Source organism: Paraburkholderia sp. BL27I4N3 (assembly GCF_003386115.1).
Lineage (GTDB): Bacteria > Pseudomonadota > Gammaproteobacteria > Burkholderiales > Burkholderiaceae > Paraburkholderia.
In genome coordinates this window covers 6427343-6453189 of sequence record NZ_QREJ01000001.1, presented here as the reverse complement: position 1 = coordinate 6453189, position 25847 = coordinate 6427343, and the positions used below count along the sequence as shown (strand labels likewise).

The window sequence follows — 25847 nt, the reverse complement described above, 5'->3', positions numbered from 1 at the left end:
CGTTGCCAAACGGAAAAGCCCGCGGACGATGTCCGCGGGCTTCTTGTTTTCTGCGCCACAAAAATGCTCGACCGTTTAGCGCTGATTTCAGGCTTCAGCCGCGCTCGGGCAGCTTCCAGTTCGGGCGAACGAAGTGGCACGTGTAGCCGTTGGGAATGCGCTCCAGATAGTCCTGATGTTCCGGCTCGGCCTCCCAGAACGGGCCGGCCGGAGCGACTTCGGTGACCACCTTGCCGGGCCAGAGATCGGACGCCTCGACATCGGCGATGGTGTTCTCAGCCACCCGCTTCTGCTCATCGTCGAGATAGAAAATGGCCGAGCGGTAGCTCATGCCGACGTCGTTGCCCTGGCGGTTCTTCGTCGTCGGATCGTGAATCTGGAAGAAAAACTCGAGGATCTTGCGATAGCTGATCTGGCTCGGGTCGAACACGATCTCGAGCGCTTCTGCGTGTGTGCCGTGGTTGCGGTAAGTGGCGTTGGGCACGTCGCCGCCCGTGTATCCCACGCGCGTGGACAGCACGCCGGGGTAGCGGCGCAGTAGATCCTGCATGCCCCAGAAGCAGCCGCCGGCCAGAATGGCGGTTTCGGTTTGCGTCGTCATTTCAGTCCAATCCTTTCGTCAGTGGTTGGCTCGCCGTCTATCGGATGCGATCCCGCAAGCATGCCAGAGATCGGCCTGGCTAGCCGACCGGCAGGCAAAGCCCATCACGCCGCCATAGGCATGCGTAGCCGGCCGGGACGTTGGCGCGGCCGGCAGCGCGCCTCAATGGCGTGCGTAAAGATTGTCGTGAGGAGCGACCACGGCACGGCTGCCGGATTCCGACTGACCAGAGGCGACACCGCCATATGCCGCTTGCGAGCCAGCTGCATCGTCGTTGGTCGCGGCGACGGTTTGCGCGCTCTGGCCGCGTTGCGACGCCGGGGCGCCGACCGAAGGCCGGTAGAACGGAGCCGGACCGTAGCCGCTGGCGAACGCGGGCGCGGCGGTGGAGGCAGAAAGTGCGAGGAGCAGTGCAGCAACGAGTTTGGTTTTCACGGTGAAACTCCGCTTAAAAAATGTTCGATGAGGGGCGCTAGCCTTGCCGGATCGCGCCCAGAGATGCCGGTTCAGTGAGGGAATCTCAGGCTACGTTGACGACAACGTCGATGTTTCCGCGCGTGGCTTTCGAATACGGGCAGATTTCGTGGGCTTCATGCGCGATGGCCTCGGCGATTTCGCGCGCCACGCCCGGCACGCTGACGTTAAAGCGCGCCTGGAGCAAATACGCGTCGCCGGTCATGCCCAGATCGACCTCGATTTCCACGGACAGATCGGACGGCAGCGTCACTTTCTTCGCTTGGGCGACGAGGCCGATCGCGGAGATGTAACAGGCCGACCAGGCGCCTGCGAACAGTTGTTCCGCGGTCGGATGCGCCTCTACAGCCGGGAACGCGATGTCCGCACCGGCGCCTTTGGCTGCCGACAGATTGAGGTTGACGCGACCGCCGCGGCCGCTGAACGTGGTGTGGGTTTTGCCGGTGAGCAGGACATTTTCGATCTTGGTCATGATGAATTCCTTGAAGGACAGAGCTGTGAAGTTGCTTTAAATCGCATGCGATGTAATCGCATGCGTCGAATAGTGGACGAGAAGTTTCGCCTTGTCAAGCGCATAAGATTAAATCGCATGCGATTTTTATTGTCCGAGACGACGGGCGGCTGCCGGCCTAGGCGTGCGCTTGACTGACTTGGCTGGCGGCACAGCCGCTGACAACGATTTCCGAGCGGTCCGGGCGTTCCGATCGACTAGACTACGAGGTAGCTCAAATCCCACGCGCACCACGCCGTAAAGCGAAAGATGATCCCGGAGGACGACAAGCGAGTCGGCGCCGATGCGCAAAGCCGCGCGGCGAGCGATGGCGTTCGAGGCGAACCCGCGGGCGAGCGTCGGCGCGGCGTCCTCAGCCTCGCGACGACATGGCTGGATCAGTTCGATCCCGGCACGCATCGCCGGATCAAGGGACTGCGGCTCGTCACCGCGTACGGAATCGCCGCGGCGCTCGGAACGTTGCAGGATGTCACCCACGGTTTGCCCGGTGCGACGCTGGTCGGTTCGCTGGCCGGCAACTTCGCGCTGTGGGCCAGCGTCTCGGAGGCGCGCGTTTCCCGGCCCGAGTCCAGCCGCGACCTGGCCTTCCTGTGCGCCGCCGCCGTGCTCGGCGCGGCCATGTTCATCGCGTTCGCTCCACTCCTGCAGACCATCGGCGCGGCCGGCCCCGAGCTGACGCTCGTCACGGGCGCGTTTCTCGTCGGCTACCTCAAACGCTTCGGCATTCTGGGCGCGGGAATGGGCTCGCAAATATTCATCGGCCAATTGCTGGCCTACAACGTCCATCTGATGCCTGTCGACATGCCGGCCGTCGTGGTGGCGGGGCTGATCGCCATGCTCGCGTCCATTGTCCCGCGTCTGCTCAGCGGTCCGGCGGAACGTCCGGCCATGACGGTGCTTTCGGCCGTCAACGTGCCGGATCGGTGGAAAGTGTCGGCCGAACTCATCATGGGCCTGCAGGCGGCGAGCGGCGCGCTGGCCGTGGTCCTTTTGAACGAGACGATCGGACTCAAGGAGTCCGCCTGGGCCATCACGGCAAGCACCTACGTGGTGGCGGGTTCGGCGAGTGGCACGGCGCAGCGGGTGCGCCGACGGATCATCGGCACCCTGGTCGGCGTTCCGCTGGGGCTGGCCTGCCTGCCGCTCGTCGAGCATGTGCCGCTGCTCGCCTGGGCCGCCGTCGCGGCCGCCATGATCGTCTACGCGATGGCGTTGCCCGAGCGCTATGACGTCGCTTGCGGGGCGTTCGCCTTCACCTTGATCGTGACACTGGCGATTGGCGGCGTGCACTCCATTTCGTTTCTTGGCGCGCGCGCGTGGGAGACGCTGCTCGGCGGAGTGGTCGGCCTGCTGGCGGCGAAGTTCATCTTTCCGCTGCGCGTGTGACGGGTTGTCGAGGGGAGCGTCGCGCGATGATCCGTGCGCCTACGATCCCAGCTTTTCCATCAGGAAGTCGACGAAACTGCGCACGCGCGACGACAGGTGCCGCGCATGCGGATAAAGCAGCACGAACGGCCGCGAACAGCCGCCATAGGGAATGAGCAGTTCCTTGAGCGTTCCCGCCGCGAGGTCTTTCTCGACGATAAACCGATAGGTTTGAAAAATGCCCGCCCCGTGACGCGCGAGCGTGGCCCCGGCAAGCACGTCGCCCGACGACGTGTATCCGCCGCTCGTCATCGTCTCGACAACCTCGTTTTCGTATTTGAACAGCCACGGGAGATTGCGGCCGGTGCTCGGCAACGCGTATTGGACACAGTCGTGATTGACCAGGTCGTCCGGCGTTTTCAGTTTGGCGGCGCCACGCAGATAGGCCGGCGAGGCGACGACCACCAGTTCGGCGTCCTCGATCGTGCGCGCAATCAGCCCGGAGTCTCCGGGCGCCGCGCCGCGAATGGCCAGGTCGAAGCCTTCCTCGCCGAAGTCGATGTTGCGATTGCTGAGATGCGTTTCGACGGTGACGCCCGGATAGCGTCGGCGAAACTCGGCCAGCAAGGGCAGCACGCGGTAGTGTCCATACGGCGTCGGCATGCTGATGCGCAGCACGCCGGTCGGCGCGGTTTGCTGTCCGGTCGCTTCACGCTCGGCTTCGGCGAGCTGGGCCAGCGCCAGACGACATTGTTCGAAGTACCGTCGTCCCGCATCGGTGAGCCGGATCTGCCGGGTGGTCCGCACGAACAGTCGCACGCCGAGGCGCTCCTCCAGACGCGCGACAGTACGGCTGACGGCGGCCGGTGTGACGCTCGCGGCGTTCGCGGCCTCGGTGAAACTCTCCAGTTCGGCCGCCAGGCAGAACAGTTCGATACTGCCCAGAAGCACATCTTCAAATTGGCGCTGCATGGTCTCTCGGCGAAGTGCCTGATGGCGCGGTCTGGTGCGAGGCGGAACGCCGCATGGAACGGCCGCAATGCGAACGCAGCGGCTCTGCCGCGTTCGGCGCGGAACAGGGGTTCGTACGGAATATCAGGACTATATTGTAGTGAGACTCGATGAGGAAGCGACATGACCAATCAGACAGGCAAGCGTGCCTTGCTGCCCTTGCTGGGCATCGACAAGCCGATCGTTCAGGCGCCTATGGCGGGTGTCAGCACGCCCGCACTGGCCGCGGCCGTTTGCAACGCAGGCGGCCTGGGCTCGTTAGGCGTCGGAGCGATGAACGCCGACGGCGCGCGCAAGGTGATCAGGGAGACGCGCGCACTGACGGGCAAGCCGTTCAACATCAACGTGTTCTGCCATCAGCCTGCGCAAGCGGACGCGGCGCTCGAGCAGCAATGGTTGCGCTGGCTTGCGCCGCATTTCGAAAAGTACGGAGCGACGCCACCGGCGAAGCTGTCGGAGATCTACACGAGCTTCCTTGCGGACCCCGCCATGCTGGCGGTTTTTCTGGAGGAGAAGCCGGCGATCGTCAGTTTTCACTTCGGCTTGCCGCCCGCCGATGTCATCGCCGAGTTGAAGCAGGCGGGCATCACGCTGCTCGCCAGTGCGACCAATCTGGAAGAGGCGGCGCAGGTTGAAGCGGCGGGTGTGGATGCGATCGTGGCGCAAGGTGTCGAGGCCGGCGGGCACCGCGGTGTCTTCGACCCGGATGCATTCGACGACCGGTTGGGCACGTTCGCCCTGACGCGTTTGCTGGTCAGGGAATGCCGGCTGCCGGTGATCGCCGCCGGCGGCATCATGGACGGCGCCGGCATTGCGGCGGCGCTCGCGCTCGGCGCTCAGGCCGCGCAGCTTGGCACGGCCTTCGTGGCGTGTCCGGAAACGTCGATCGACGAGGGTTATCGTCGCGCATTGCTCGGCGAGGCGGCTCGCCGTACGACTTTCACGGCGGCGATCTCCGGGCGGCTGGCGAGAAGCATGGCGAACAGCTTCACGGCGCTCGGCGCCGACGCGCGTTCACCCAGTCCGCCCGCCTATCCGATCGCCTACGATGCCGGCAAGGCGTTGAATGCGGCAGCGAAGGCGCAAGGGGAGTTTGGCTACGGCGCGCACTGGGCAGGCCAGGCCGCGGCGTTGGCAAGGTCGTTGCCAGCAGCGGAACTGATGGCCCAACTGGAGCGCGAACTGAAGCAGAGCATCGAGCAACTGCGGCAGTTCGCGAACTGAAAACCAGATGGCTCAACGGGTTGAGCGACCCCGTTCCGACGCTCAACCTGGCTTCTGGGCGAGCTGCTTGCGATAGGCCTCGACCGGCAAGCCGCCCCAGCCCCAGTTCTCGGTGTCCACTTCCTCGATGACCACGAAGGTCGCCGCGAGCGGCTTGTTCAGCACGTCCAGCAGCACCTGACTGACGCCTGCGATCAGCCTGGCTTTTTCGTCGGCCGTGACGGCATCGTTGCCGGGTCTGGAACCTTCGCGGGTCACCTGAATTGTGACGATAGGCATGGCGTTCTCCGTAATCCTCGGTTGACGCGGAGGGCGCCGGTTGGCGGCGCCCTGGCGATCAGTGGCCTGCGCTCTGGCCGCCGTCGACGTGCAGGATTTCGCCGGTCACGAACGGCGCCGAGTCCAGGAACAGGACAGCGTTCACGATATCGCTCATTTCGCCCATATGTCCGACAGGATGCAGTGCGCCGAGCGCCGCATGAGTTTCTTCCGCATGCATCGGCGATTTGATGATGCCCGGCGACACGGCGTTCGCGCGGATGCCCTTCTTCGCGTATTCGATGGCGAGGGACTTGGTGGCCGCGTTCAGGCCGCCTTTGGTCAACGAGGCCAGCACCGACGGCACGCCGTCGATGGCGTGGTCGACGAGACTCGTCGAAATGCTGACTACGTGGCCGCTGCCGTTCTTTTCCATCTCCGCGATGGCAAGCTGCGTGATGAAGAAGAAGCCGTTGAGGTTCACCGCAGTGACCTTTGCGTAGTCTTCGGCCGTATAGCTGGTGAAGGGCTTGGCAACGAAGATGCCGGCGTTATTGACGAGCGTGTCGATGCGGCCAAAACGGGCGATGGCTTCACGGATCACGCGCTGCGCGGTGGCCGGGTCGCCTATATCGCCTGCCACGGTCAGGACGTTCGGATCTTCCGAGGGCTTGACCGAACGTGCGGTTGCGACCACGCGGTAGTCGAGCTTGCGAAACGCGTTGACCAGTTCGGCGCCGATGCCTTGCGATGCGCCCGTGACGACAACGACTTTTTGTGATGTGCTCATGGCTGAATCTCCGGATAAGTAACTTGGGATCAAATGCTGATCGGGCCAGTGGCTCCGATAGGTATGAAATCTAGGCGCATCGGCGCCGATCTCGAATACCCGCCATGGACAAACAGTCTTGCGTGCCAGGTACAAATAGGATTTGCGGTGAGTGAGCAGGCGCGCACGGCCTACGCCGCGCCCGAGGTCGCGAGTCGCTGCTTGCGGCGCTGACGCGATTTATTGCCGGCTTTCCGCCGATGCCATGCGAAAGACCGAGAGGCCTTCCATCGGATCCAGTGCTTCCCGCCATGGCGCGCGCTTCAGCATGCGGACCGTGTCTTCGTAACCCGCGAGCCAGCGCCGTTCGATGCCGGCCGAAGAGAAATCGATGTCCCTGTTCAGGTCGTCGTTATCGAATGCCGGTGCGTCGAGTTCCAGCACGCGCATCGTCGTACCGCAGCCCCAGCCGAGCAGATCGCGCACCTCCGGATCATTCCGTGTCTCTTCAGGCAGATGCTGGCCGAGCTCGCGGATCACGTGACGCAAGCGGTGAATCTGCTTCTGCCGATCGAGATGACTCTCCGCGCGGCTCGAATACTGAATGTCGCGTTGCCGGCTCATGACCTGCAAGATCGACTCCGGTTCCGGACCGCTCGAAGGCCACAACTGCACCGAAAAAATCACCGAGTCGCGCCGCGGCCGGTCATCGAGCACGGCTTCGAGCGGCGTATTCGAATAGATGCCGCCGTCCCAGTACGATTCGCCTTCCAGTTGCACCGCCGGGAAGCCGGGCGGAAAAGCGGCGGAGGCCATCACGTGTTCGACGTCCAGCAGCGCATCGCGATTCGTAAAGTAGCGCATGCGTCCACTGCGGACATTGACCGTGCCGACGGTCAGCCGCGTCCTCTTCTGGTTCAGGTAGTCGAAGTCGACTAGCGAAGCCAGGGTTTCGCGCAGCGGCCCGGTCGAATAGAACGCGGCCTGATCGGAGCGAACGCGTGTCTGAAGGCCCGCCCACGACTGCAGCCGTGGCGTGAAAAACGACGGCACGCCTTGAGTGACCGTGGTGAAATCACGCAGCCAGTTCGCGAGTCCCGGCAGCCAGTCCGCCGCTCCGATGCCCTGACGTGCCACGCCGTTCCAGAACTGAGTCAAGCGCGCCATGCGATTCTCAGGCAGATTGCCGGCGATGATCGCGCCGTTTATCGCGCCGATCGAAGTGCCGATAACCCAGTGAGGCTCGACTTTGCCGTCATGAAGGGCTTGGTACACGCCCGCCTGGTAAGCGCCGAGGGCGCCGCCGCCCTGAAAGACCAGCACGATCTGGCCGGGAATGTCCGGTGCGGTGTCCGATCCGCTGGTTGCGCCGGTCTGATGTTCGACGTGCGTTTCGTTGCCCATGACGAAGTCTCCCGAACACATGCTGCGGTGCCGCTGATTCTGCCACTGAAGTGGTCGATCAGGGCGCCGTGCAATGGCGGAGCCAGTTCCATGATCCAGTGAGTGCTCGATGGCCTGATCCAACGGGCGCTCGACCAGAACAAGAATCTCGCCGTCGCGGCCGCGCGTGTGAGCCGTTCAATCGAACGATGCGACGCGCTACGCTTTCGGCAGCTTGGATTTCTTGCCGCGTGCACGCGGCTTCGGCTCGACGCCTATACGTGAATCGCGGGCGAGCACCAGCGCCGTCAATTGTTCAGCGACGGTTTCGAATGCAGGATCGTCCTGCGTTATGTAGAGCCATTTGCCGAGCACCGGATGCGGCCGCAAAGTCGGCATCTCATCAATGAGCGCGGCGTGACGCTCGTGCGACGTGCACACCAGCAGGCCATTCCACGGCTTGTCGCGATCCGCGGCAATCAGGCACAAAAGCCCATCGATATAAGCGGCGTCGCTGCCAAACATCCGCTTGCTGATGTAAGTCGGATCGCGCTCGAACGCGTCGAAGACCCAGATGAGCGAGTTGCGGACGGACGAAGGCATCGGCGTGAAGACCTTGGCGGCGTGGGCGATGAGGAGCGAAAAGCATAGCACCACAGCGCTCGGCCGCCTGTCTACAGTCAATTGGTGCAAATTACCGCGGTCAGCAGCAATGGAATGACCGAGTGCACCTTGGCGGTGCTTCCGGCCGCGCGCACGCGCGTTTCGACCGACTCGCTCGGCGCGGACAACACGACGCCGTATAACGGGCCCGCGAGCGCCTGGCCGCGGCCTTTCTTGAACATCCCGTCGTCCGGCTCATAGCCGAGCACGGCGTACACGCGAAAGCCAAACGCGGTCATGTCGCTGCCGTGCACGGGACGAAACGCGTTGACGGAGTTCTTGTCGACCCGCATGGGATTAGACTCGATGTACTTGTCGTCGATGAGTTCCGTAATGAACGCGTGAGGACGCGCCTGGCAGTCGAATTGTGCGTCGAGCGCGTAGGCGTGCGATGCCGCCGGGCAGAAGCCGACGCTTGAGACGAGGAGTGCGGCAAGCACTCTGAAAGGACGAAGTTCCATAGCTGACATGCCCGAGCTGCGGGCGTCGGCAGACTCAACGCACGCTAGACATCAGTCTCTCATGGCTACGCGAACTGCGTACGTTCGTCAGCGAACGATGACGGCGTCGCAGCTCGATGCGCACTGCGGCGTTGTCGATCGCCCGCATGCCCTTTTCGCCACCTCACGACACCTCAACTCACCTGCGGTTCTCAAACAGTTCGTTGAGTTGCGAGCCCGGCGCCGCGCCGGCGAAGCCGTCGAAGCGGCCTTGAGCGAGCGACTGCGCGGCTTGCATGAAACCGCCCCACGCCGCGCGAGCCAGCGCTCCGCCGACGCTGATGCGCCGCACGCCGAGCGCGGCCACGTCCTGCAGCGTGAACGCCGACGTCGAGCCGATCAGCAGATTGACGGGCTTCGGCGCCACGGCGGCGACCACCGCCTCGATCTGTTCGCGCGTCTGAATGCCCGGCGCGTACAGACAGTCGGCGCCGGCCTCCGAATAGGCCTTGAGTCGCGCAATCGCGTCGTCGAGATCGGGCGAGCCGGCGAAGAAGTTCTCCGCGCGGCCGACCAGCAGCGTATCGCCGCCGTTTTCGTCGATGGTGCGGCGCGCGGCGCTGATCCGTTCGACGGCGACTTCGATGGAGAAAAGCGGCGCGGCGGCGTCGCCCGTGGAGTCTTCGATCGACAGGCCGGCCACGCCGGTTTCGATGGCGAGCCTGACACTTTCCGCGACCTCGTTCGGCGTGCTGCCGAAGCCGTTCTCGAAGTCCGCGTTGACGGGCAGGTCGGTCGCTTCGACGATCTTACGCAGATGCGCGAGGATCGCGTCGCGCGGCAAGCTGTTGTCGGCGTGTCCGGTGGACCAGGCAAAGCCGGAACTGGTCGTGGCCAGCGCCTGGAAGCCGAGCGAATGCAGATAGCGCGCGCTGCCGGCATCCCACGGATTGGGCAGCACGAAACAACCGGACGTATGCAAGGCTCTGAACGCGGCGCGCTTCTCGGCGACGGTGCGGGACATGGCGTATCTCCTGAAAACGGACGAGCCTGAGCTGCCCGTGCTGGTTATGCGACCTCGAGGTCCACGACCGGGAAGTCGGTTTCGGTGTCCGCCGGGCGCGGATCGCCGGCGTGATGGACGTTGTGCATGCGATGGATGCTGGTTGCGGCGGGTTCCATCATCCGCGAAATCGTTGTTGCTGTGTGCGACATACGCAGGTTCGGATGGGCTTCTCCGCTCGCCGCTCCGGAGCGCGCCTTTCGACACGCAACGGTGAGGCAACTCCGTGACTTCCCCGATTCCTGTTGCAGCAGCCGGCGTCGCAGTACCATGAGGCACGATCGCGCTCAGTTTCGCGCAGGTTAGCCGTAACCGGCCGATACGTTGGCGTTCGTTCGTCAGGCGGCGTCAGCGGAAAATCTCGGCAATCAGGTTCGCCACGGTCCGGATGCGCTCACTGTCGCGCAGCGCCGGATGCAGCACCATCCACACGTCCTGATCGAGCGCCTTGATGTGCTTCTCCACGCAGACGAGATCGCTCGTCGTGTCGCCGGCTAGCTGGGCGAGTATGCCGAGTCCTGAGCCCCCCAGCACACCGTCGAACACACCCATGCCGTAGCTGCTGCGCAGCGACGGCGCCGGAGCGCCGGGCAGCGCCTTCAGCCATTGCGTCGCCGGGTGATCGGGCTGACGGTCGTCGTAGCCGACGAACGACAGCTTCTCCCACTCCTTCTTCACGATCGCGGCCTTGTGGCGCAGATAGTAGTCGCGCGAGCCGAACAGCCCGAAGCGGATCCTGCCGATCCGGCGAACATAGAGATCACCCTCTTCGGGGCACTCGGACCACAAAGCGATGTCCGCCTCGCGCCGCGCAAGGCTATAAGGACGCCGCGAAGTCAGGACTTCGATCGCGAGTCCGGGCAGCCGGTCCTGAAACGAGCCGAGCAGCTTCAGCAGAATGTACGACGGCCATTCGACGGCGTTGATCCGCACGGTGCCATGCGCGGGCGCGCCGCCGTTCACGTCCGCGGCGCGTTCGATCTGGTGCGCCAGGTCCTCCATCTGCTCCGCCCAAGCCAGCACCTTGGCGCCGAATGCCGTCACGGTACAGCCCGACGGCACGCGGTCGATCAACGGTTCGCCCAGCCGCCGCTCAAGCTCGGTCAGGCGGCGCGACAGGGTCGGCGCGCTCAGGTCGCACGCCGCGGCGGCCGAGCGCATGGTGCCTTCACGGGCGATCGCCACCAGAATGCGCAAGTCGTCCCAATCCACGTGTTCCATTTTTGAAACGATCAGTTTTGAAATTTGACATAGCATAACGCAGTTCGCGAGGATAGCATTGGAGCTGGCCACACTTGCCCAGCATACGGGACGACCCTGATGGATCAGCCAGTGGCGGCAAGTGCGGCGTTCCTACCTATCACACGACTCAACGGCTCTCAGTAGACCGAACGAGCGATACGGAGACATCAATGATTCGCCATTTCCTACCGGCGCGCCGTCGCGCCATCGCAGCCGGCGCAGCTTTCCTCGCTGTGTCGATTTTGCCGATGCCGGCAGCCTTCGCCCAGGCCGCCCATAAACCGAAAGTCGCGCTGGTGATGAAGTCGCTCGCCAACGAGTTCTTCCTGACCATGGAAACGGGCGCCAAGGATTATCAGAAGCAGAATCCGGCGAAGTTCGACCTCGTCACCAACGGCATCAAGGACGAGACTGACACCGCGAACCAGATCCGCATCGTCGAACAGATGATCGTTTCGAAGGTCGACGCGCTGGTGATCGCGCCGGCTGACTCCAAGGCGCTGGTGCCGGTGCTGAAGAAAGCGGTCGATGCCGGCATCATCGTGGTCAATATCGACAACAAGCTGGACAACGACGTGCTCAAGTCGAAAGACCTGAACATCCCGTTCGTCGGACCGGATAACGCGAAGGGCGCACAGAAGGTCGGCGACTACCTCGCCAAGCACCTGAAGGCGGGCGACAACGTCGGCATTATCGAAGGTGTCACGACCACAACCAACGCGCAGCAACGTACGGCCGGCTTCAAGCAGGCCATGCAATCGGGCGGCATGAAGGTCGTCGCGCTGCAATCGGGTGAGTGGGAAATCGACAAGGGCAACGCCGTCGCGAGCCAGATCCTCAATGCGAATCCGGACGTCAAGGCCTTGCTGTGCGGCAACGACAACATGGCAATCGGCGCCGTGTCGGCCGTGCGCGCGGCCGGCAAGACAGGCAAGGTGCAGATCGTCGGTTACGACGACATTAACGCGATCAAGCCGATGCTCAAGGACGGCCGCGTGCTCGCCACCGCTAATCAATACGCCGCCAAGCAGGCAGTGTTCGGCATCGACACGGCTTTGAAGGCGCTTTCCGAACACAAGAAGCAGTCTGAATTGTCCGGCGTCGTCGAAACGCCGGTCGATCTGGTCACCAAGTAAGACGGGTGCAAGGTGTGGCCCGCTCCGTCAAGGGGCCACGCCGTCTGATTTCTGTCCAGCCTGAATCAATCTGATGTCCACTCCAATTTCATCCCCTGCTGACGCCGCCCCCGTGCTGCGCGTGCACGGCATCGGCAAGACCTACGCCGAGCCCGTGCTCGCCGATGTTTCGCTCGAATTGCACGCGGGCGGAGTACTGGCGCTGACCGGCGAAAACGGCGCGGGCAAGAGCACCTTATCCAAGATTATCGGCGGCCTCGTCACGCCGACCGCGGGTTCGATGACCCTCGGCGGCGCGGCCTATACGCCGGCCAGCCGCAAGGACGCCGAGGCGCTTGGCGTGCGCATGGTCATGCAGGAGCTGAACCTGCTGCCCACGCTCTCAGTGGCCGAGAACCTTTTTCTGAACCGTCTGCCGCGGCGCGGCATGTTCGGCTGGATCGACCGCGCCAAGCTGCGCGAGGATGCACGGCATGCCATGGCGCAAGTCGGCCTCGATGCGATCGACCCCGACACGCTGGTCGGCACGCTCGGCATCGGGCATCAACAGATGGTCGAGATCGCGCGCAATCTGATCGGCGATTGCCGCGTGCTGATTCTCGACGAACCCACCGCGATGCTGACCGCCCGCGAAGTCGATCTGCTGTTCGAGCAAGTCGAGCGGTTGAAGGCGCGCGGCGTCGCGCTGGTGTACATCTCGCACCGGTTGGAAGAATTGAAGCGTATCGCGAGACGCGCTGCCGTGTTGCGCGACGGCCGGCTCGTACATGTCGACGAGATGGCCAATCTCACCACCGACCGTCTCGTGACCCTGATGGTCGGCCGCGATATCGGCGACCGGATCGACCTCGGCGAGCGGCGCATCGGCGAGGTGGCCTTCAAGGTCAACGGCATGACGCGCGAGCCGGTGGTGCGCGACGTGTCCTTCGAGGTCAAGGCTGGCGAGATTTTTGGCATCAGCGGACTGATCGGCGCCGGGCGCACGGAGTTGATGCGGCTCATCTATGGCGCGGACCGCGCGGACGCGGGCACCGTGTCGATCGGTCGCGAAGGCGGCGCGCTTGAGCCTGTGGCGATCGCTTCGCCGTCTGACGCTGTGAAACACGGCATCGCGCTGATCACGGAAGATCGCAAAGGCGAGGGTCTGTTGTTGACCCAACCGATTGCCGCCAACATTTCGCTGGGCCACTTGCGTTCGGTGTCGAGCAAGGGCGTGGTGGACGGCCGTCGCGAAGCGGCTTTGGCGCACCAGCAGATCGACGCGATGCGCATTCGCAGTTCCGGGCCGTCGCAGCCTGTGTCCGAGTTGTCGGGCGGCAATCAGCAGAAGGTGGTGATCGGCCGCTGGCTCGCGCGCGATTGCACGGTGCTGCTGTTCGATGAGCCGACGCGCGGCATCGACGTCGGCGCGAAATTCGATATCTATGCATTGATGGGCGCGCTGGCTCGCGAAGGCCGGGCGCTGGTGGTGGTATCGAGCGACCTGCGCGAATTGATGGCGATTTGCGACCGGATCGCGGTGATGTCGGCGGGACGCATGACGGGCCTGTTCGAGCGCGGCAACTGGACTCAGGACGCGCTGCTGGCGGCGGCATTCGCGGGCTACGCCACGCGCGATGACATGTTGCACGAGCCGATCGAACCCGACGCGAAGGCGCCCGACGAAAGTAAATTAGTGGAGTATTGAGCATGACCGTGGAAACCAGCCTGCCTACGCTGCAGAACGAACCACCCAAAAACGCAAAGCCACTTGGCACGCGACTCGGAGTGTCGAACTACCTTGGATTGCTCGGCGCGCTTCTCGGGATGATCGTGCTGTTCTCGCTGCTCAGTTCGCACTTTTTGACCTACGACACGTTCAGCACGATCGCCAACCAGATTCCCGATCTCGTCGTGATGTCGATCGGCATGACGTTCGTGCTGATCATTGCCGGTATCGATCTGTCGGTCGGCTCGGTGCTGGCGCTCGGCGCGGCGCTTACGAGCGTCGCGGCCTTGCAGTGGCATTGGCCGGCGCTGCCCGCGGCCTTGCTCGGTATGGCGGGCGCGACGCTGACCGGCTGCGTGACCGGCGCGATCACCGTGGCGTGGCGGATTCCGTCGTTCATCGTGTCGCTCGGCGTGCTGGAGGCCGCGCGTGGTCTCGCGTATCAGTTGACCAACTCGCGCACGGCTTATATCGGCGATGCCTTCGATTTCCTCTCCAACCCGGTGGCGTTCGGCATCTCGCCGGCTTTCATCATCGCCATTGTGGTGATGGTCGCCGCGCAGTTCGTGTTGACGCGTACCGTCTTCGGACGCTATCTGGTCGGCATCGGCACGAACGAGGAAGCGGTGCGGCTCGCGGGCGTCAATCCGCGGCCTTACAAGATCGCGGTGTTCGCGATGATGGGACTGCTCGCCGGCCTCGCTTCGCTGTTCCAGATTTCGCGGCTCGAGGCGGCGGATCCGAATGCCGGGCAGGGTATTGAATTGCAGGTGATCGCGGCGGTGGTGATCGGCGGAACGAGTTTGATGGGCGGGCGCGGTTCGGTGACGAGCACATTCTTCGGCGTGTTGATCATTTCCGTGCTGGCTGCCGGCCTTGCGCAGATCGGCGCGACCGAGCCGACCAAGCGCATCATCACGGGAGCTGTGATTGTCGTGGCTGTCGTGCTGGATACTTATCGAAGCCGGCGTCGTCGTGCCGGGTAACTGTGAACGTCCCGTGGATGGTCAGCAGCTTTGCATGGGACCGGAGTAAGTGCTAAAGCGCTAACTCTGGTCGACCGCTGTGCATGGGACCGGAGTAAGTGCTGAAGCGCTAACTCTGGTCGACCGCTGTGCATGGGACCAGAGTAAGTGCTAAAGCACTAACTCTGGTCGACAGGAGAAAATGAAAGTGTCAAAAGAAACGAAGCAAGGCCGGGTGCTGGTAGTGGGCAGCATCAATACGGATCTCGTCGCGCGGGCACCGCATTTGCCGCGCCCCGGCGAGACGATTGGCGGACATGAGTTCTCGCAGGTCGCCGGCGGCAAGGGCGGCAACCAGGCGGTTGCGGCCGCGCGCATCGGCGCGCAGGTGGCCATGGTCGGATGCGTCGGCAAAGACGCGAACGGCGCGCAGCGCGTCAAGGATCTGGAAACGGAAGGGATCGACTGCAGTGGCGTGGAGGTCCACCCGGGCCAGCCGACCGGTGTCGCCATGGTGACGGTGTCCGATGACGGGCAGAACACGATTGTCGTGGTCGCCGGCAGCAACGGCGAACTCACGCCGGAAAGCGTCGCTCGCCATGAAGCTGCCGTCAAGGCTTGCGATGTCGTGGTGTGCCAACTGGAAACGCCGTGGGATTCTGTTCACGCAACGCTCGCGCTCGCTCGCCGGCTCGGCAAGATCACCGTGCTGAACCCGGCGCCGGCGACGGGGCCGTTGCCGGCGGAATGGCTGCCGCTAGTCGACTATCTCGTGCCGAACGAGGTCGAAGCCGCCATCCTGGCCGGCCTGCCGGTCGAATCGCAAAGCGGCGCGCGGCGCGCGGCGACGGAGTTGCAACAGGGCGGGGCGCGCAATGTGATCGTCACGCTCGGCGCGCAGGGGGCGTATCTGCTGGTGGAAGGCGGCGAGGGCATGCATTTCCCCGCGCCGCAGGTGCAAGCGGTCGATACGACGGCGGCCGGCGACACTTTTATCGGCGTCTTTGCCGCGCAACTCGCCTCACGGCAGCCGCTGGAAAGCGCGATCAGCCTCGCGCAGCGCGCGGCGTCGATCTCCGTGACGCGCGCGGGTGCGCAGCCTTCGATACCGACACGCGCGGAAGTCGACAGCGCGGCCTGACACGGATGCCGTTTGTGACATGAGGCGCTCCGGATTGCCACTTTTGATGGCTCGACGTTGATTTATCGGCACCATCTCACGATGGTGTTCCCTTGTTAATCACGCTCTCCAATGGACGAACATGAAATCACAATACGTAGGCATGCTGATAATGTCGCTAGGGGTGGCTGCGTGTGGAGGCAGCATATCGACCACTGATCCTCTCGCCAATGCGCCGAAGGTCATCATCGATTCAGACTTCAACACGATGGGCGACGACGGCCAGCTTTTCGCCATGACCACGCAGTTGATGGGGCAGGGCAAGGTCAATCTGCTCGGACTCACCGTCGTTACCGGCAACGACTGGTTGCTGCAGGAAGAGTCGGATGCGCTCAAGGCAGTGGAACGGATGGGCGTGCAGAACGTCGTGGGGGTGTACGGCGGCGCCCGTTATCCGTTGCAATACGACGTAGCGAGTATTCGCGCGCAGCAGGCCGCCAATCCGAACGGCTACTTCGGCGCGTGGAGCCGGCCCGAGCCGACTCAGCAGTCTCAACTCGTTGCGCCGCCGGACGGGTTCGCGGCGTCGACGAAACTGCAGGCACAGGGCGCGGCGGATTTCATGATTCAGACCATCAAGCGCTATCCGAACCAGGTCACTATTCTGGAGGTCGGGCCGCCGACTAACCTTGCCACGGCGATCATGAAGGCGCCGGAGATCGTGCCGCTGATCAAGCGAATCGTCTACATGGGCGGCGCAATGGCGGTGCCGGGCAATGCGAATGCCGTGGGAGAACTCAACTGGTGGTTTGATCCGCTGGCTGTGCGCACGGTATTGCAGACGTCGATTCCACAGGCCGTGATTCCGCTCGATGTGACGAATACGGTGCCGCTGACACAAAGCGTGTATGACCAGATCGTCAATAATCCGAGCAAGCAGACCGCGGTGACGAGGGCGTACGGGATTGCCAATGCCGGGGCGTTCGCTAGCAATACCGATCTGTTCGATACGTTGACGATCGCGTATTTCCTTGATCCTGCTTGCGTAACGCAAACAAAGAGTGCGTATCTGGATATCGATACGACGAGCGGTGAAGATCAGGGGCATGTGAAGGTATATCCGGACCAGCCGGGGGCAGGGGCTTCACCGCAGAAGATCACTTATGTCACGGAGTTTGATAACAACCGGTTTTTTGGTCTTTATGTGGATCTGTTGACAAGGCCGGTGCCGATTGCGTTGCCGTAAGGTGATGGGTAAGCGTCCTGAGCCGGGAACGTTGCAGAGGCACACGCTCCCCGTTCGGACTTGATGGACGAGTTCTTCCAAGGGGCGTGCCATAGTTTCTGGCTGGTCGTCCGACTACTCAGCGCACCCTCGCCCAGTAGGGAGACGCCGCCCATTCCATTTTTCTCTTCAGCGCTCGCTTGATGCCACGCCGGTCGCAAAAGACAGTGCGCCGAGCTCAATTGCCGATCTGGCGAAAACGCGTGGCCACTGAATAGTCTTTATCCGCCAGTCGTACCTGCTCCGAACATCGTTTGCGACCAGGGTTGGTGCGCAGGAGACTAATGGCGGCGAATGACTAACTATCGGCCGATGTGCCGGCGCTGACCCTGCCAGCGCGGAACAAAAGCAGTGGCAGAATCTTAGTCATCCAGACGAAAAAATCCAGGTTGCGGTCCGCGAACGACTTTATTCATACGTAAGGTGTTCACGCCCCGGACGCTTCGCCTCGCGTTTACCCGACGAAAATTAAGCTAACGTAAAGATAGAGGATTTTCTAGACTCCTTTCTGTTGTTTCGTTCCTCTGACATTTCAGGCCGGACAATGGCGAAGCAGAAGGAAGAACAGGGGCATAAAGATGCGAAGCACGAAGGCGGCGGCTTTTGGCATTTGTTCGGCCGGGCTGCTCTGTCGGTAGTGCTGGGTATTGTGCTTGCTTTTCTGCTGCCCACACGGTTTGGCGAGGAAATGGGCGCGCAGACGATGGCGCGCTATGCGGCGCCGTTCTCAGGCTATCTGTTTGACCGCGCACGAGCGAAAGTGGTCGATAACAACCGGGTCGATTGGTACAGCAAGAGCATCACGGTACTCGTAATCGATGCCGAGGTTCTCCGTGCTTGCAAAGAAGGCTGGCCGGCTCATTATTCTTTTTACAGCTGGCTTCTGCAATATCTCAACAGGTTTCCGCCGAAGGGTGTGTTCATCGACGTGATTCTTTCCCAGTCCAAGGGGCAGGATGCCGCGAAACGCAAAAAAGCCAAGGAACTCAAGGATCCAGAGGAACCCGAATGTCGCGATGAAACCGTTGATACTGGTCCGATCGGGACATTGGACGAGTCCGACTTCGACCACTTCAAAAACGCGCTCATGCGCCTGACATCGCAGAATAATGTACCGGTGTTTCTGGCTGCTCGGCGAACGATCGAAAACACGCTCGTCACCAACCCGGATCTCGACAGCGATGACGACTTGAAGAAACTAAAACGTGTTGGCATTGAGTTCTCTGCCCATTCGGTCGACCGGCTGGCATGGACTTATCCACTCGTATATCCCAAGGACGAACGGCCTGGCAAAAAAAAACCGAGCCCCGAGCAAACCGCGCACAGTGTGCCGGAGCAACCCGGCACTTCGGAAGGCGACTGTCCACGGAGCGCCGCCTTCTCGATTTTCAAGGAGTTGTACCACGGAACACTTGATGTGCCGTGCACCGAGGCTGCATTCATGTCGGTCACATGGCCGCTCGACACGGCGGCATACGGCTTGCATTGGCACGAGTCCATGGACGGGGAGCGGGAAGAGCGTCACGGGATTTGGCCGCGAGTGGATTCCAGGGACGGCGACGAGGACATGTACTGCACTTCGAACGAGAGTCAGATCAAACTCTTGTGGCGGGCGGAGGCACGTGCGTTCTTACGTCCATTGAGCCGGCCGCTCTGCGTGCACTATCGGACTATTCACGCGAGCCAGTTACCAAAGCATATGGGTGACGGACCGAACGTTGCGACACCGAACGATCTGGAACTCAGCGACGCTGAACTCAACGACGCGTTCCGGGGCCGCTTCGTGATGATTGGCACGTCGTTCGCCTATTCCAATGACCTCGTGCTCTCCCCTCTTCAGGACCGTATTCCTGGCGTGTTTCTGCATGCCGCCGCGCTCGACAATCTCTTGAGCTATCCCAACGATCTGGAAAAGGTCGAGGCTTGGGAGCTCAAACTCAAAATGCCCCTCAGCCGGTGGGGCAAGATTCTCACTCTTGGCATCGTCGGTTTCATTGGGTTCTTCATCATTGTGAGCATCAAGAAGAAAGTCAGGAAGGTATTTGCGGAGTTTCATCACGAGCGCACGCATTGGAGAAAGCGATTCCATCCGCACTGGTGGATCGCGAAGTCGATCACGGCCGGTTTCAATATTGCATTGTTTGTGATCAGCCTAGCTGTGCTCGTGTCGTTCGGCGTGGCGATGATCCTGTTCGGCGCCTGGATGGATATTCCATTTCTCGTCGTGGCGCATATCCTCGCCTGCGCTATTGCAGTCGAATCGCTCGAGTGGAGCGAACATCTGTTCAACTGGATCACCGACAGCAAGGAGAAGTGATCATGCAAGAAGTTCGAGATGCCCGGCAGCGGGTCAAGCGCGCCTTGCTGGCTGCAACGGCGGTCGTAGCGTTCGCTGCGACGGCAGGCGGCTACGTTTTTGCTCAAACACCGACTTATGTCGATGCGCTGAAACCTGGCGCAGCGGTGAAGCTTTACAGTGCGCCAGACACCAAGAGCAGTTCGGTGGACGCAGACGCCAAATCACTACCGCTTCCCATAGCGGGCGCGTCCCAAAAGGGCTTCTATCCCGTGAAAATCGGCCAGACGACATATTGGGCAGACGGCATGGCTGTGAAGATCGTTCGCAACGTGCAGGCCCGCTGCAGCCAATCTGCTGGCGTCCAGGCCGCCGGCACGCTGGGCGCTGCAGCCAACCGGTGTGGTAACTGATCATGCGCACCGGACGCCGATACTTTTGTGGTGCATGCGCAAGCCTTCTGCTTGGAGCGTGCGCGGACGTCAAAATGCCGGGCGGCTTGTCGAACCTGGGCATTGTTGGCGGCGGTTCCGCGAAAGGACCGACGCTCGACACCGTCGGATCTCTTCCGCCGCCACCCGCTCGCGATTGGCCCGACATCAGGCTAGATCTGATGAACGCGCGCGCCGACGGCTGGGGCCTCGTGCCGATGCCCGAAATGGAAGCGTACCTGAACGGCCTGCTCGCAACGATCAAGAAAACCGCGGGTACGCCAAACTATTCGGGCTCAGTGCATATCATCTCGGAGAATGGACTCAACGCAAACTCGAGTCCGGGCGGGAACATTTTTGTGTCCGTGGGCTGGCTGCAATCGGCCGAATCGGAAGATGAGATATTTGCGATCCTCTCTCATGAGTTCGGCCATATCTACCTCAATCATCACGCGATCTTCGACGCGCGCACGGCCGGCGATACGTCGCTTGCCATTGTGTCGCTCGCCTGGACGGTGACGAACAAATCACCGACGTCCAGTTCATGGAGCGGCGTGGACAATATCGCGGTAGTGCAGACGCTCGGCACGCGAGTGCTGTTCCCCGCCTGGCAACGCAGCGTGGAGGAGCAGGCGGATCGGTTCGGCGCGACGATCAGCTTGCGTTGCGGCTATTCGTATGTCGACGGTTTCAAGGCTTTCTTCGAGCGCGTCATAGCATACGATCAGGATGCCAAAATACGACGTCAGAAGCTGCATGAAAAGCAGCTGCAGGCAGGGCGGGAGAAGGCGGGTCAACAGGCTGCGGCGCAGGCACGCGCCCAGCCGGTCGCGCCGGTTGTCGGCGGTGGCGCAGCACAAACGGTGAACCAGCTCAGCAGCATAGGCGAGTTGCGTGACGCGGTCTCACAGTACACTTCCGCGCGTGCGGGGGCGCAGGCGAGCGTCGCGGAGAATCTCTTCGACGCGCGCGCGGTGATCGACGACCAGATCTCGGCCCAACTCGAAACGCTGCACGACGATCACGGCGATCCGGCCGCTCGCGAAGATAACCTGACCGAACTCGTGCGCCCGATGCTCGGAGACAAACGGCCCGAGCCGCGCATCGAGCCGTGGAACGCCGCTCGAAAGCGCGGCTCGACCGCGCTCATTCTGGCTCACTATAAAGCCATCTCCGAGATGCAGGATCTGCAGGCAGCAGGTAACTACTCGCAGGCGCTGCAGGTAGCGACAACGGTCGCATCCGGTCCCACAGCGGACCATGCCTACCCCGTGTTTCTCCTGTCGAATCTGATGACGTTATCACGGTCTGCGCCGTCTGATACGCAGACGCTGGTGCTGCGGCGCAATCTCAATTCGCGCGACCGCTCATGGGCGGTACAGACTAATCTTGCCAATCGCATAGGGCAGAAAGACCCGAAGCAAGGCGAAGCGTTTTTGCTGCAACAGTTCGAGTACTTCGGCAGGACGTCGGTAACCTGGCCGAGCGTGGTCTCGTGGTATCGCGAACACGGAGATATCAACCACGCCAAGCAGTTGGCCACCACATGCTGGACAGAGCATCCGGAAATGCGTGCGGCCTGCGTCGCCGCTTCGCAGGCTCCGGCGCAAAACAAGAGCGACGCTCAGACAGGCGGGTTCAGTAAGGCTTTCGACAAGGTGCTCGATCAGGCGAAGGGGCTGTTGCCGAAGTAATGGATCGGGTGACCGTGTGTCGAGGTGAACGCGGCAATCACCAATGAAGTGCATTACCCGGCGGCCAATGTGCGCGCACGCAGGCGCGCTCACTTGACCGTCGACCATCTCTCCCTCTTAGTTTGCCGAGAGCAACTTGAGTCCGATGACCATATGGTCGACACGAAATTTCTGCCCGTGGCGCATCGGCATTCAATATCCGTGGATGCGGACACGAGTGCTTTAATTGACAAGCTCCACAGCTACTCACGTGTCGATGTACCCACGTGGCTATAGCATCAATCTTCGGCTAGTGCCAAGTCAAACAGATCGCGCTTCGTGCGAATGCCCAGCTTTGCGAACGCTCGTTTTGCATACGACTCCGCGGTGGAGAGCTTGACGTCCAGGTAGCTCGCGGCGTTCGGAATGGCCTTTCCAGCGAGCAGCAACTTGCAGACAACTGAGTCCAGCCGGGACAGGTGTGGTCGTGCCGCGCGAAGACGGCTGGTTATTGCACACTAACCATTTCCTCGACCGCGCATTCAGTGTGGGCGAACGCGTGGACGAGAATTCGACAACTCGCTTGCGCTTCGAGCATCTTCAGCGGGTTGTGCCGCAGATGATCAGCGATAATCTGGCCGTTCGTGCGGACACCATGTGCGGGGTCGACGGCGACGCGTCGCCGGTTTGCTCTCACCCGGACATGACGCCGGCTGATATTCAGCGTTGGGAAACCTTACTCACTGTCGGGATCGACACTGCAAGCCGCGCTCTCGAATACGCGGCCGCGAATCCGTACGGCCTCTCCCAAAGCGGCCTCGTGCATTTCTAGTCCGGGTACAACCTGTCGCCGGACAGAAGGACATACTTAATCGAAGGCGGCGGGTTGCCCGAACGGCAGGGCAAATGCAGCGTCCGAATGCATGGTGATAAAGTGCGCCAGCCTGTCTTGTAGCTCAATAGGCGGAAGCCACGGATAAAGCAAGGCGCCTTGCAGTGCGCTCAACTTCTCCGCATGCGGGTCGGGCACGGCATCCATTCGTTCAATGTGAATATGCAGTTGGACGACCAGATCCTTGCCGCCCGTTTCGCTACCGAAGCGCCACCGGTACATTCCTTTCCCGATCCGAAGCGACCCGGTCTCCTTCTGCCGCATGACAACAAGCCACGGCATCGAACAGGCTCGACCTTCATCCACCTGTGGCTTTGTGCACACGTAGTAGGTTCGGCACCTGTCGAAGCGTTCGCCGAAGTCGGCCACCAGCGTCGTGGCGATCGCGGGCGCGCCGTTTACGCGACGGGGAAAATCGATGTCGCCCGTTGCAATTGAAAAGGTCAATTCAGCGTCGGGCGAGAAGCATTCGGATATCAACTCCGGGCGATTCAGGTCCTTCGCACGAAGGTAGCATTCAAGAAGTGACCGAACGGACGAAGTTGGAATGGCGGTGTTCATGTATGAGCCTCAGAACGGGAGCGAGAGGGGCGGCTGCGGCGGGGCGTTCTAACCTTTGAAGTATAATTACCTTTCAAAGGTAAAAGCGCGTACGGCACCCAGGAGTGAAGATGTTATGGCAAAGAATCATGAGGAGGTTGTTCTGACAGTAACAAACCCGGCCTGTCTGGTCGACGGCTCGGACGCGGAGTTTCGGCATCTGGTCAACGGATTGCTGCCGTTTGCGGCGCGCTTACTGTCGGTTCGGGATGGGTTCGGCACGCTGATCGGCCTCACGGGAATTCAGTATTCGTTGCTGATCGCCATTGCCCAGCTCTCGCACGACGATGTCGTCACGGTTAACCAGTTGGCCGACCACCTGCATTTGAGCGGAGCGTTCATTACCATCGAAACCGGCAAACTCAAGAAACTGGGCTTGATCGACAAACGGTCTCATCCCGAAGACAAACGGAAGATGCGGCTGACTGTCACCGCAGCGGGTTCCAGGTTGCTGAAAGAGCTTGCCACGAAACAGCAGCATATCAATGACGTGCTGTTCGAAGGCGTGACCAAAACCGAGTTCAAGGTGCTGTGTTCGGTGGTGGATCGGCTGGTCGCCAATGGCGATCGCGCCACGCTCGATCTTTCTCACCTGATCGCGCGACAGGAAAAACGCTGACGATTCGCGCAACGCTACCTGCCACGAAAGAGCGAATCGGCGCCGTGACCTTTCGCGCAGCCCGCTCAGTGGGCGGCCCATTGAATCGTGCTCAGATCGATCCCTTCGAGATGCATGTCCCAGAGCGGACTCAGCGCGCGCAGCTTCGTCACGGTGTTCTGAACCTGCAGAATCACCTGGTCGATTTCTTCCTCCGTGGTGAACCGTCCCAGCGTGAAGCGGATCGAACTGTGCGCCAGCTCGTCGCTGCGGCCGAGCGCCCGCAAGACATACGACGGCTCCAGCGAAGCCGACGTACAGGCTGATCCCGACGAGACCGCGACTCCCTTTATGCCCATGATCAAGGATTCGCCTTCCACGAAATTGAAGCTGACATTCAGGTTGTGCGCAATACGGTGCGTCATGTCGCCGTTGACGTAGACCTCTTTCATCTCTGTCAAACCTGCCAGCAGCCGGTTGCGTAAAGCCTCGACGCGGCGGCTCTCGGACACCATCTCTTCCTTTGCGATTCGAAATGCTTCACCCATGCCGACAATCTGATGGGCAGGTAGCGTTCCGGAGCGCATTCCCCGTTCATGTCCGCCGCCATGCATCTGTGCTTCGATCCGAATGCGCGGCTTGCGGCGCACATACAGGGCACCCACGCCTTTCGGGCCGTACACCTTATGAGCCGTCACGGTCAGAAGGTCCACGTTCAGCGCGTTCACATCGATGGCAATCTTCCCCGCGGCCTGCACAGCATCGCAATGAAACACGATGCCTTTCGCGCGGCACATGGCGCCGATGTCGGCAATGGGCTGCACGACGCCGGTTTCATTGTTGACCATCATGACGGACACGAGAACCGTGTCGGGTCGTATTGCATTTTCTAGCGCGCCCAGATCCAGCAGACCATCCTGCTGAACGTCCAGATAGGTCACTTCGAAACCCTGTCGCTCCAACTCGCGGCACGTGTCCAGTACCGCTTTGTGCTCGGTTTTCACCGTGACGATGTGCCGGCCCTTTCCCTTGTAGAAGTTGGCCGCGCCTTTGATCGCCAGATTGTTGCCTTCGGTCGCGCCGGAGGTCCAGACGATCTCTCGCGCGTCGGCCCCGAGCAACTCGGCAACCTGTGTGCGAGCCGTTTCTACTGCGTCGTCCGCTTCCCACCCGTAACTGTGGCTGCGCGATGCAGGGTTGCCGAAGCTCTCGTTCAGGAACGGAAGCATGGCTGCGACGACTCTCGGATCGACCGGAGTCGTTGCGCTGTAGTCCATGTAAATCGGGCGGGATGACTGCTTGGTTTGCATTGTTTCTATTCCATAAGGCCCGGTCGATTCGTATCGGGTGAATGCCGGCAGATGCAGCGAACGGAGTGTAGCGCGGAGTCGAGCGACTCCTGACCAACATCCATCCAGCGAGTAGGGTCGTCGTTTTCATGCCATCTTCAAATCGGGGTTTACGATAGCTTGATTAGCTTTATTAAACAGCATGTAATAAAAGCTAAACAACAAAGCTAATAAACAACGCTTTGTATGATGAATTCTAGTATCGCCCGGTCGGCGGTGCACTGGAAGGAGGCCGAGATGAGTGAAAGCACCATGACGTCCGATGACAAGGTGGACACGCAACGCCAGTTTCGAACGGCATTGTCGATGTTCGCGACTGGGGTGGCCGTGATCACGGCGCCTAGAAACAATGCGCCGCCCATCGGTATCACCGTGGCGTCGTTCAATTCCGTTTCGCTCGATCCGCCCTTGATTCTGTTTTCCGTCGACCGGCGAAACCTGAGCTTGCCCGACCTGAGCGCGGTCGGAACCTACGCGGTGAACGTGCTCGAAGAAGCCCAGCAGGATCTGTCGAATCGATTCGCGAAGGCGAACAGCGACAAATGGCGAGGCATGCCGGGCGTTTCGGAAAAACGCGCTGAGGCGGTTCTGCTGCCCGACTCGCTGGCCACTTTCGAATGCGAACCCTATGCGCAGTACGACGGGGGAGACCACGTCATCTTCGTCGGACGCGTCAAGAAATATCAAACCCGGTCGGAAGGTCGGCCGCTTGTCTTCTTCGGTGGCCGATACCACACGCTCAACGGTGCGCACCAGCCTTGCGCCTGAGCGCATAGCCGCCCCAATTTCT

The 25847-nt window shown here is 61.7% G+C and carries 26 protein-coding genes; 13 read left to right on the top strand and 13 right to left on the bottom strand.

From position 1 onward, the window contains the following. Positions 1-94 precede the first annotated feature (94 nt). The 3 genes from msrA to B0G71_RS29350 form a co-directional block, all read right to left on the bottom strand. Entirely contained in the window at positions 95-601 is a 507-nt protein-coding gene (gene msrA / locus B0G71_RS29360; protein WP_116123047.1) for a peptide-methionine (S)-S-oxide reductase MsrA, read from the bottom strand. A gap of 162 nt (positions 602-763) precedes the next feature. After that, entirely contained in the window at positions 764-1036 is a 273-nt protein-coding gene (locus B0G71_RS29355; protein ID WP_116146180.1) for a hypothetical protein, read from the bottom strand. 85 nt (positions 1037-1121) lie between these two features. Beyond that, positions 1122-1547, bottom strand: coding sequence for an Ohr family peroxiredoxin (locus tag B0G71_RS29350; RefSeq protein ID WP_116146178.1), 426 nt, complete (start codon positions 1545-1547; stop codon positions 1122-1124). Between the two features lie 288 nt (positions 1548-1835). Here B0G71_RS29350 and B0G71_RS29345 point away from each other — a divergent pair, with 288 nt between their 5' ends. Then, positions 1836-2972 (top strand): FUSC family protein, encoded by a 1137-nt coding sequence (locus tag B0G71_RS29345; RefSeq protein ID WP_116146176.1) that lies wholly within the window; start codon positions 1836-1838, stop codon positions 2970-2972. Between the two features lie 39 nt (positions 2973-3011). Here the strand turns inward: B0G71_RS29345 and B0G71_RS29340 are convergent, their stop codons facing one another. Further along, complete coding sequence (locus B0G71_RS29340) at positions 3012-3923, bottom strand: LysR family transcriptional regulator (protein ID WP_116146175.1); 912 nt, start codon at positions 3921-3923, stop codon at positions 3012-3014. A gap of 162 nt (positions 3924-4085) precedes the next feature. Between B0G71_RS29340 and B0G71_RS29335 the strand changes: the two genes are divergently transcribed. Continuing rightward, positions 4086-5186 (top strand): nitronate monooxygenase family protein, encoded by a 1101-nt coding sequence (locus B0G71_RS29335; protein ID WP_116146173.1) that lies wholly within the window; start codon positions 4086-4088, stop codon positions 5184-5186. Between the two features lie 42 nt (positions 5187-5228). Here the strand turns inward: B0G71_RS29335 and B0G71_RS29330 are convergent, their stop codons facing one another. The 7 genes from B0G71_RS29330 to B0G71_RS29300 form a co-directional block, all read right to left on the bottom strand. Beyond that, on the bottom strand, positions 5229-5465 hold the full coding sequence (locus B0G71_RS29330) for a 4-oxalocrotonate tautomerase family protein (RefSeq protein ID WP_116146171.1): 237 nt from the start codon (positions 5463-5465) through the stop codon (positions 5229-5231). A gap of 58 nt (positions 5466-5523) precedes the next feature. Beyond that, positions 5524-6234, bottom strand: coding sequence for an SDR family NAD(P)-dependent oxidoreductase (locus B0G71_RS29325; protein WP_106278532.1), 711 nt, complete (start codon positions 6232-6234; stop codon positions 5524-5526). 219 nt (positions 6235-6453) lie between these two features. Then, entirely contained in the window at positions 6454-7617 is a 1164-nt protein-coding gene (locus B0G71_RS29320; RefSeq protein WP_116146170.1) for a patatin-like phospholipase family protein, read from the bottom strand. Between the two features lie 198 nt (positions 7618-7815). Beyond that, positions 7816-8199 (bottom strand): hypothetical protein, encoded by a 384-nt coding sequence (locus B0G71_RS29315; protein WP_116148981.1) that lies wholly within the window; start codon positions 8197-8199, stop codon positions 7816-7818. Between the two features lie 77 nt (positions 8200-8276). After that, on the bottom strand, positions 8277-8720 hold the full coding sequence (locus tag B0G71_RS29310; protein ID WP_116146168.1) for a hypothetical protein: 444 nt from the start codon (positions 8718-8720) through the stop codon (positions 8277-8279). A gap of 178 nt (positions 8721-8898) precedes the next feature. Next, positions 8899-9723, bottom strand: a complete 825-nt coding sequence (locus tag B0G71_RS29305) for an oxaloacetate decarboxylase (protein ID WP_116146166.1) — start codon at positions 9721-9723, stop codon at positions 8899-8901. 387 nt (positions 9724-10110) lie between these two features. Next, positions 10111-10983 (bottom strand): LysR family transcriptional regulator, encoded by an 873-nt coding sequence (locus tag B0G71_RS29300; protein ID WP_116148978.1) that lies wholly within the window; start codon positions 10981-10983, stop codon positions 10111-10113. Between the two features lie 191 nt (positions 10984-11174). Between B0G71_RS29300 and B0G71_RS29295 the strand changes: the two genes are divergently transcribed. The 9 genes from B0G71_RS29295 to B0G71_RS29250 all read left to right on the top strand — a co-directional run bounded on the left by B0G71_RS29295 (position 11175) and on the right by B0G71_RS29250 (position 22450). After that, complete coding sequence (locus B0G71_RS29295) at positions 11175-12140, top strand: sugar ABC transporter substrate-binding protein (protein WP_116146164.1); 966 nt, start codon at positions 11175-11177, stop codon at positions 12138-12140. Between the two features lie 73 nt (positions 12141-12213). Beyond that, positions 12214-13827, top strand: coding sequence for a sugar ABC transporter ATP-binding protein (locus B0G71_RS29290; protein WP_116146163.1), 1614 nt, complete (start codon positions 12214-12216; stop codon positions 13825-13827). Between the two features lie 2 nt (positions 13828-13829). Continuing rightward, positions 13830-14834 carry an ABC transporter permease gene (locus tag B0G71_RS29285; protein ID WP_116146161.1) on the top strand — a complete coding sequence of 335 codons (1005 nt, stop codon included), beginning with the start codon at positions 13830-13832 and terminating at the stop codon, positions 14832-14834. 187 nt (positions 14835-15021) lie between these two features. Then, positions 15022-15954 (top strand): ribokinase, encoded by a 933-nt coding sequence (rbsK, locus tag B0G71_RS29280; RefSeq protein ID WP_404935489.1) that lies wholly within the window; start codon positions 15022-15024, stop codon positions 15952-15954. Between the two features lie 121 nt (positions 15955-16075). After that, positions 16076-17179, top strand: a complete 1104-nt coding sequence (locus B0G71_RS29275) for a nucleoside hydrolase (RefSeq protein WP_116146158.1) — start codon at positions 16076-16078, stop codon at positions 17177-17179. A 583-nt stretch (positions 17180-17762) separates the two neighbouring features. Continuing rightward, positions 17763-19535: a CHASE2 domain-containing protein gene (locus B0G71_RS29270; RefSeq protein WP_116146156.1), complete on the top strand. Its 1773-nt coding sequence runs from the start codon at positions 17763-17765 to the stop codon at positions 19533-19535. Between the two features lie 2 nt (positions 19536-19537). Beyond that, positions 19538-19927, top strand: coding sequence for a hypothetical protein (locus tag B0G71_RS29265; RefSeq protein WP_116146155.1), 390 nt, complete (start codon positions 19538-19540; stop codon positions 19925-19927). Positions 19928-20001: 74 nt separating this feature from the next. After that, positions 20002-21639, top strand: coding sequence for a M48 family metallopeptidase (locus B0G71_RS29260; protein WP_258875689.1), 1638 nt, complete (start codon positions 20002-20004; stop codon positions 21637-21639). Positions 21640-22105: 466 nt separating this feature from the next. Next, positions 22106-22450 carry a hypothetical protein gene (locus tag B0G71_RS29250; protein ID WP_147308718.1) on the top strand — a complete coding sequence of 115 codons (345 nt, stop codon included), beginning with the start codon at positions 22106-22108 and terminating at the stop codon, positions 22448-22450. A gap of 36 nt (positions 22451-22486) precedes the next feature. Here B0G71_RS29250 and B0G71_RS29245 read toward each other — a convergent pair whose 3' ends face one another. Further along, complete coding sequence (locus tag B0G71_RS29245; protein ID WP_116146150.1) at positions 22487-23071, bottom strand: nuclear transport factor 2 family protein; 585 nt, start codon at positions 23069-23071, stop codon at positions 22487-22489. A gap of 115 nt (positions 23072-23186) precedes the next feature. Here B0G71_RS29245 and B0G71_RS29240 point away from each other — a divergent pair, with 115 nt between their 5' ends. Then, positions 23187-23729 carry a MarR family winged helix-turn-helix transcriptional regulator gene (locus B0G71_RS29240; protein WP_116146149.1) on the top strand — a complete coding sequence of 181 codons (543 nt, stop codon included), beginning with the start codon at positions 23187-23189 and terminating at the stop codon, positions 23727-23729. Positions 23730-23794: 65 nt separating this feature from the next. On the opposite strand, the gene B0G71_RS29235 is transcribed toward B0G71_RS29240, so the two are convergent. Then, positions 23795-25018 carry an IscS subfamily cysteine desulfurase gene (locus B0G71_RS29235; protein ID WP_116146147.1) on the bottom strand — a complete coding sequence of 408 codons (1224 nt, stop codon included), beginning with the start codon at positions 25016-25018 and terminating at the stop codon, positions 23795-23797. A gap of 276 nt (positions 25019-25294) precedes the next feature. Between B0G71_RS29235 and B0G71_RS29230 the strand changes: the two genes are divergently transcribed. Then, positions 25295-25825, top strand: a complete 531-nt coding sequence (locus tag B0G71_RS29230) for a flavin reductase family protein (protein ID WP_116146145.1) — start codon at positions 25295-25297, stop codon at positions 25823-25825. Positions 25826-25847: the final 22 nt, after the last annotated feature.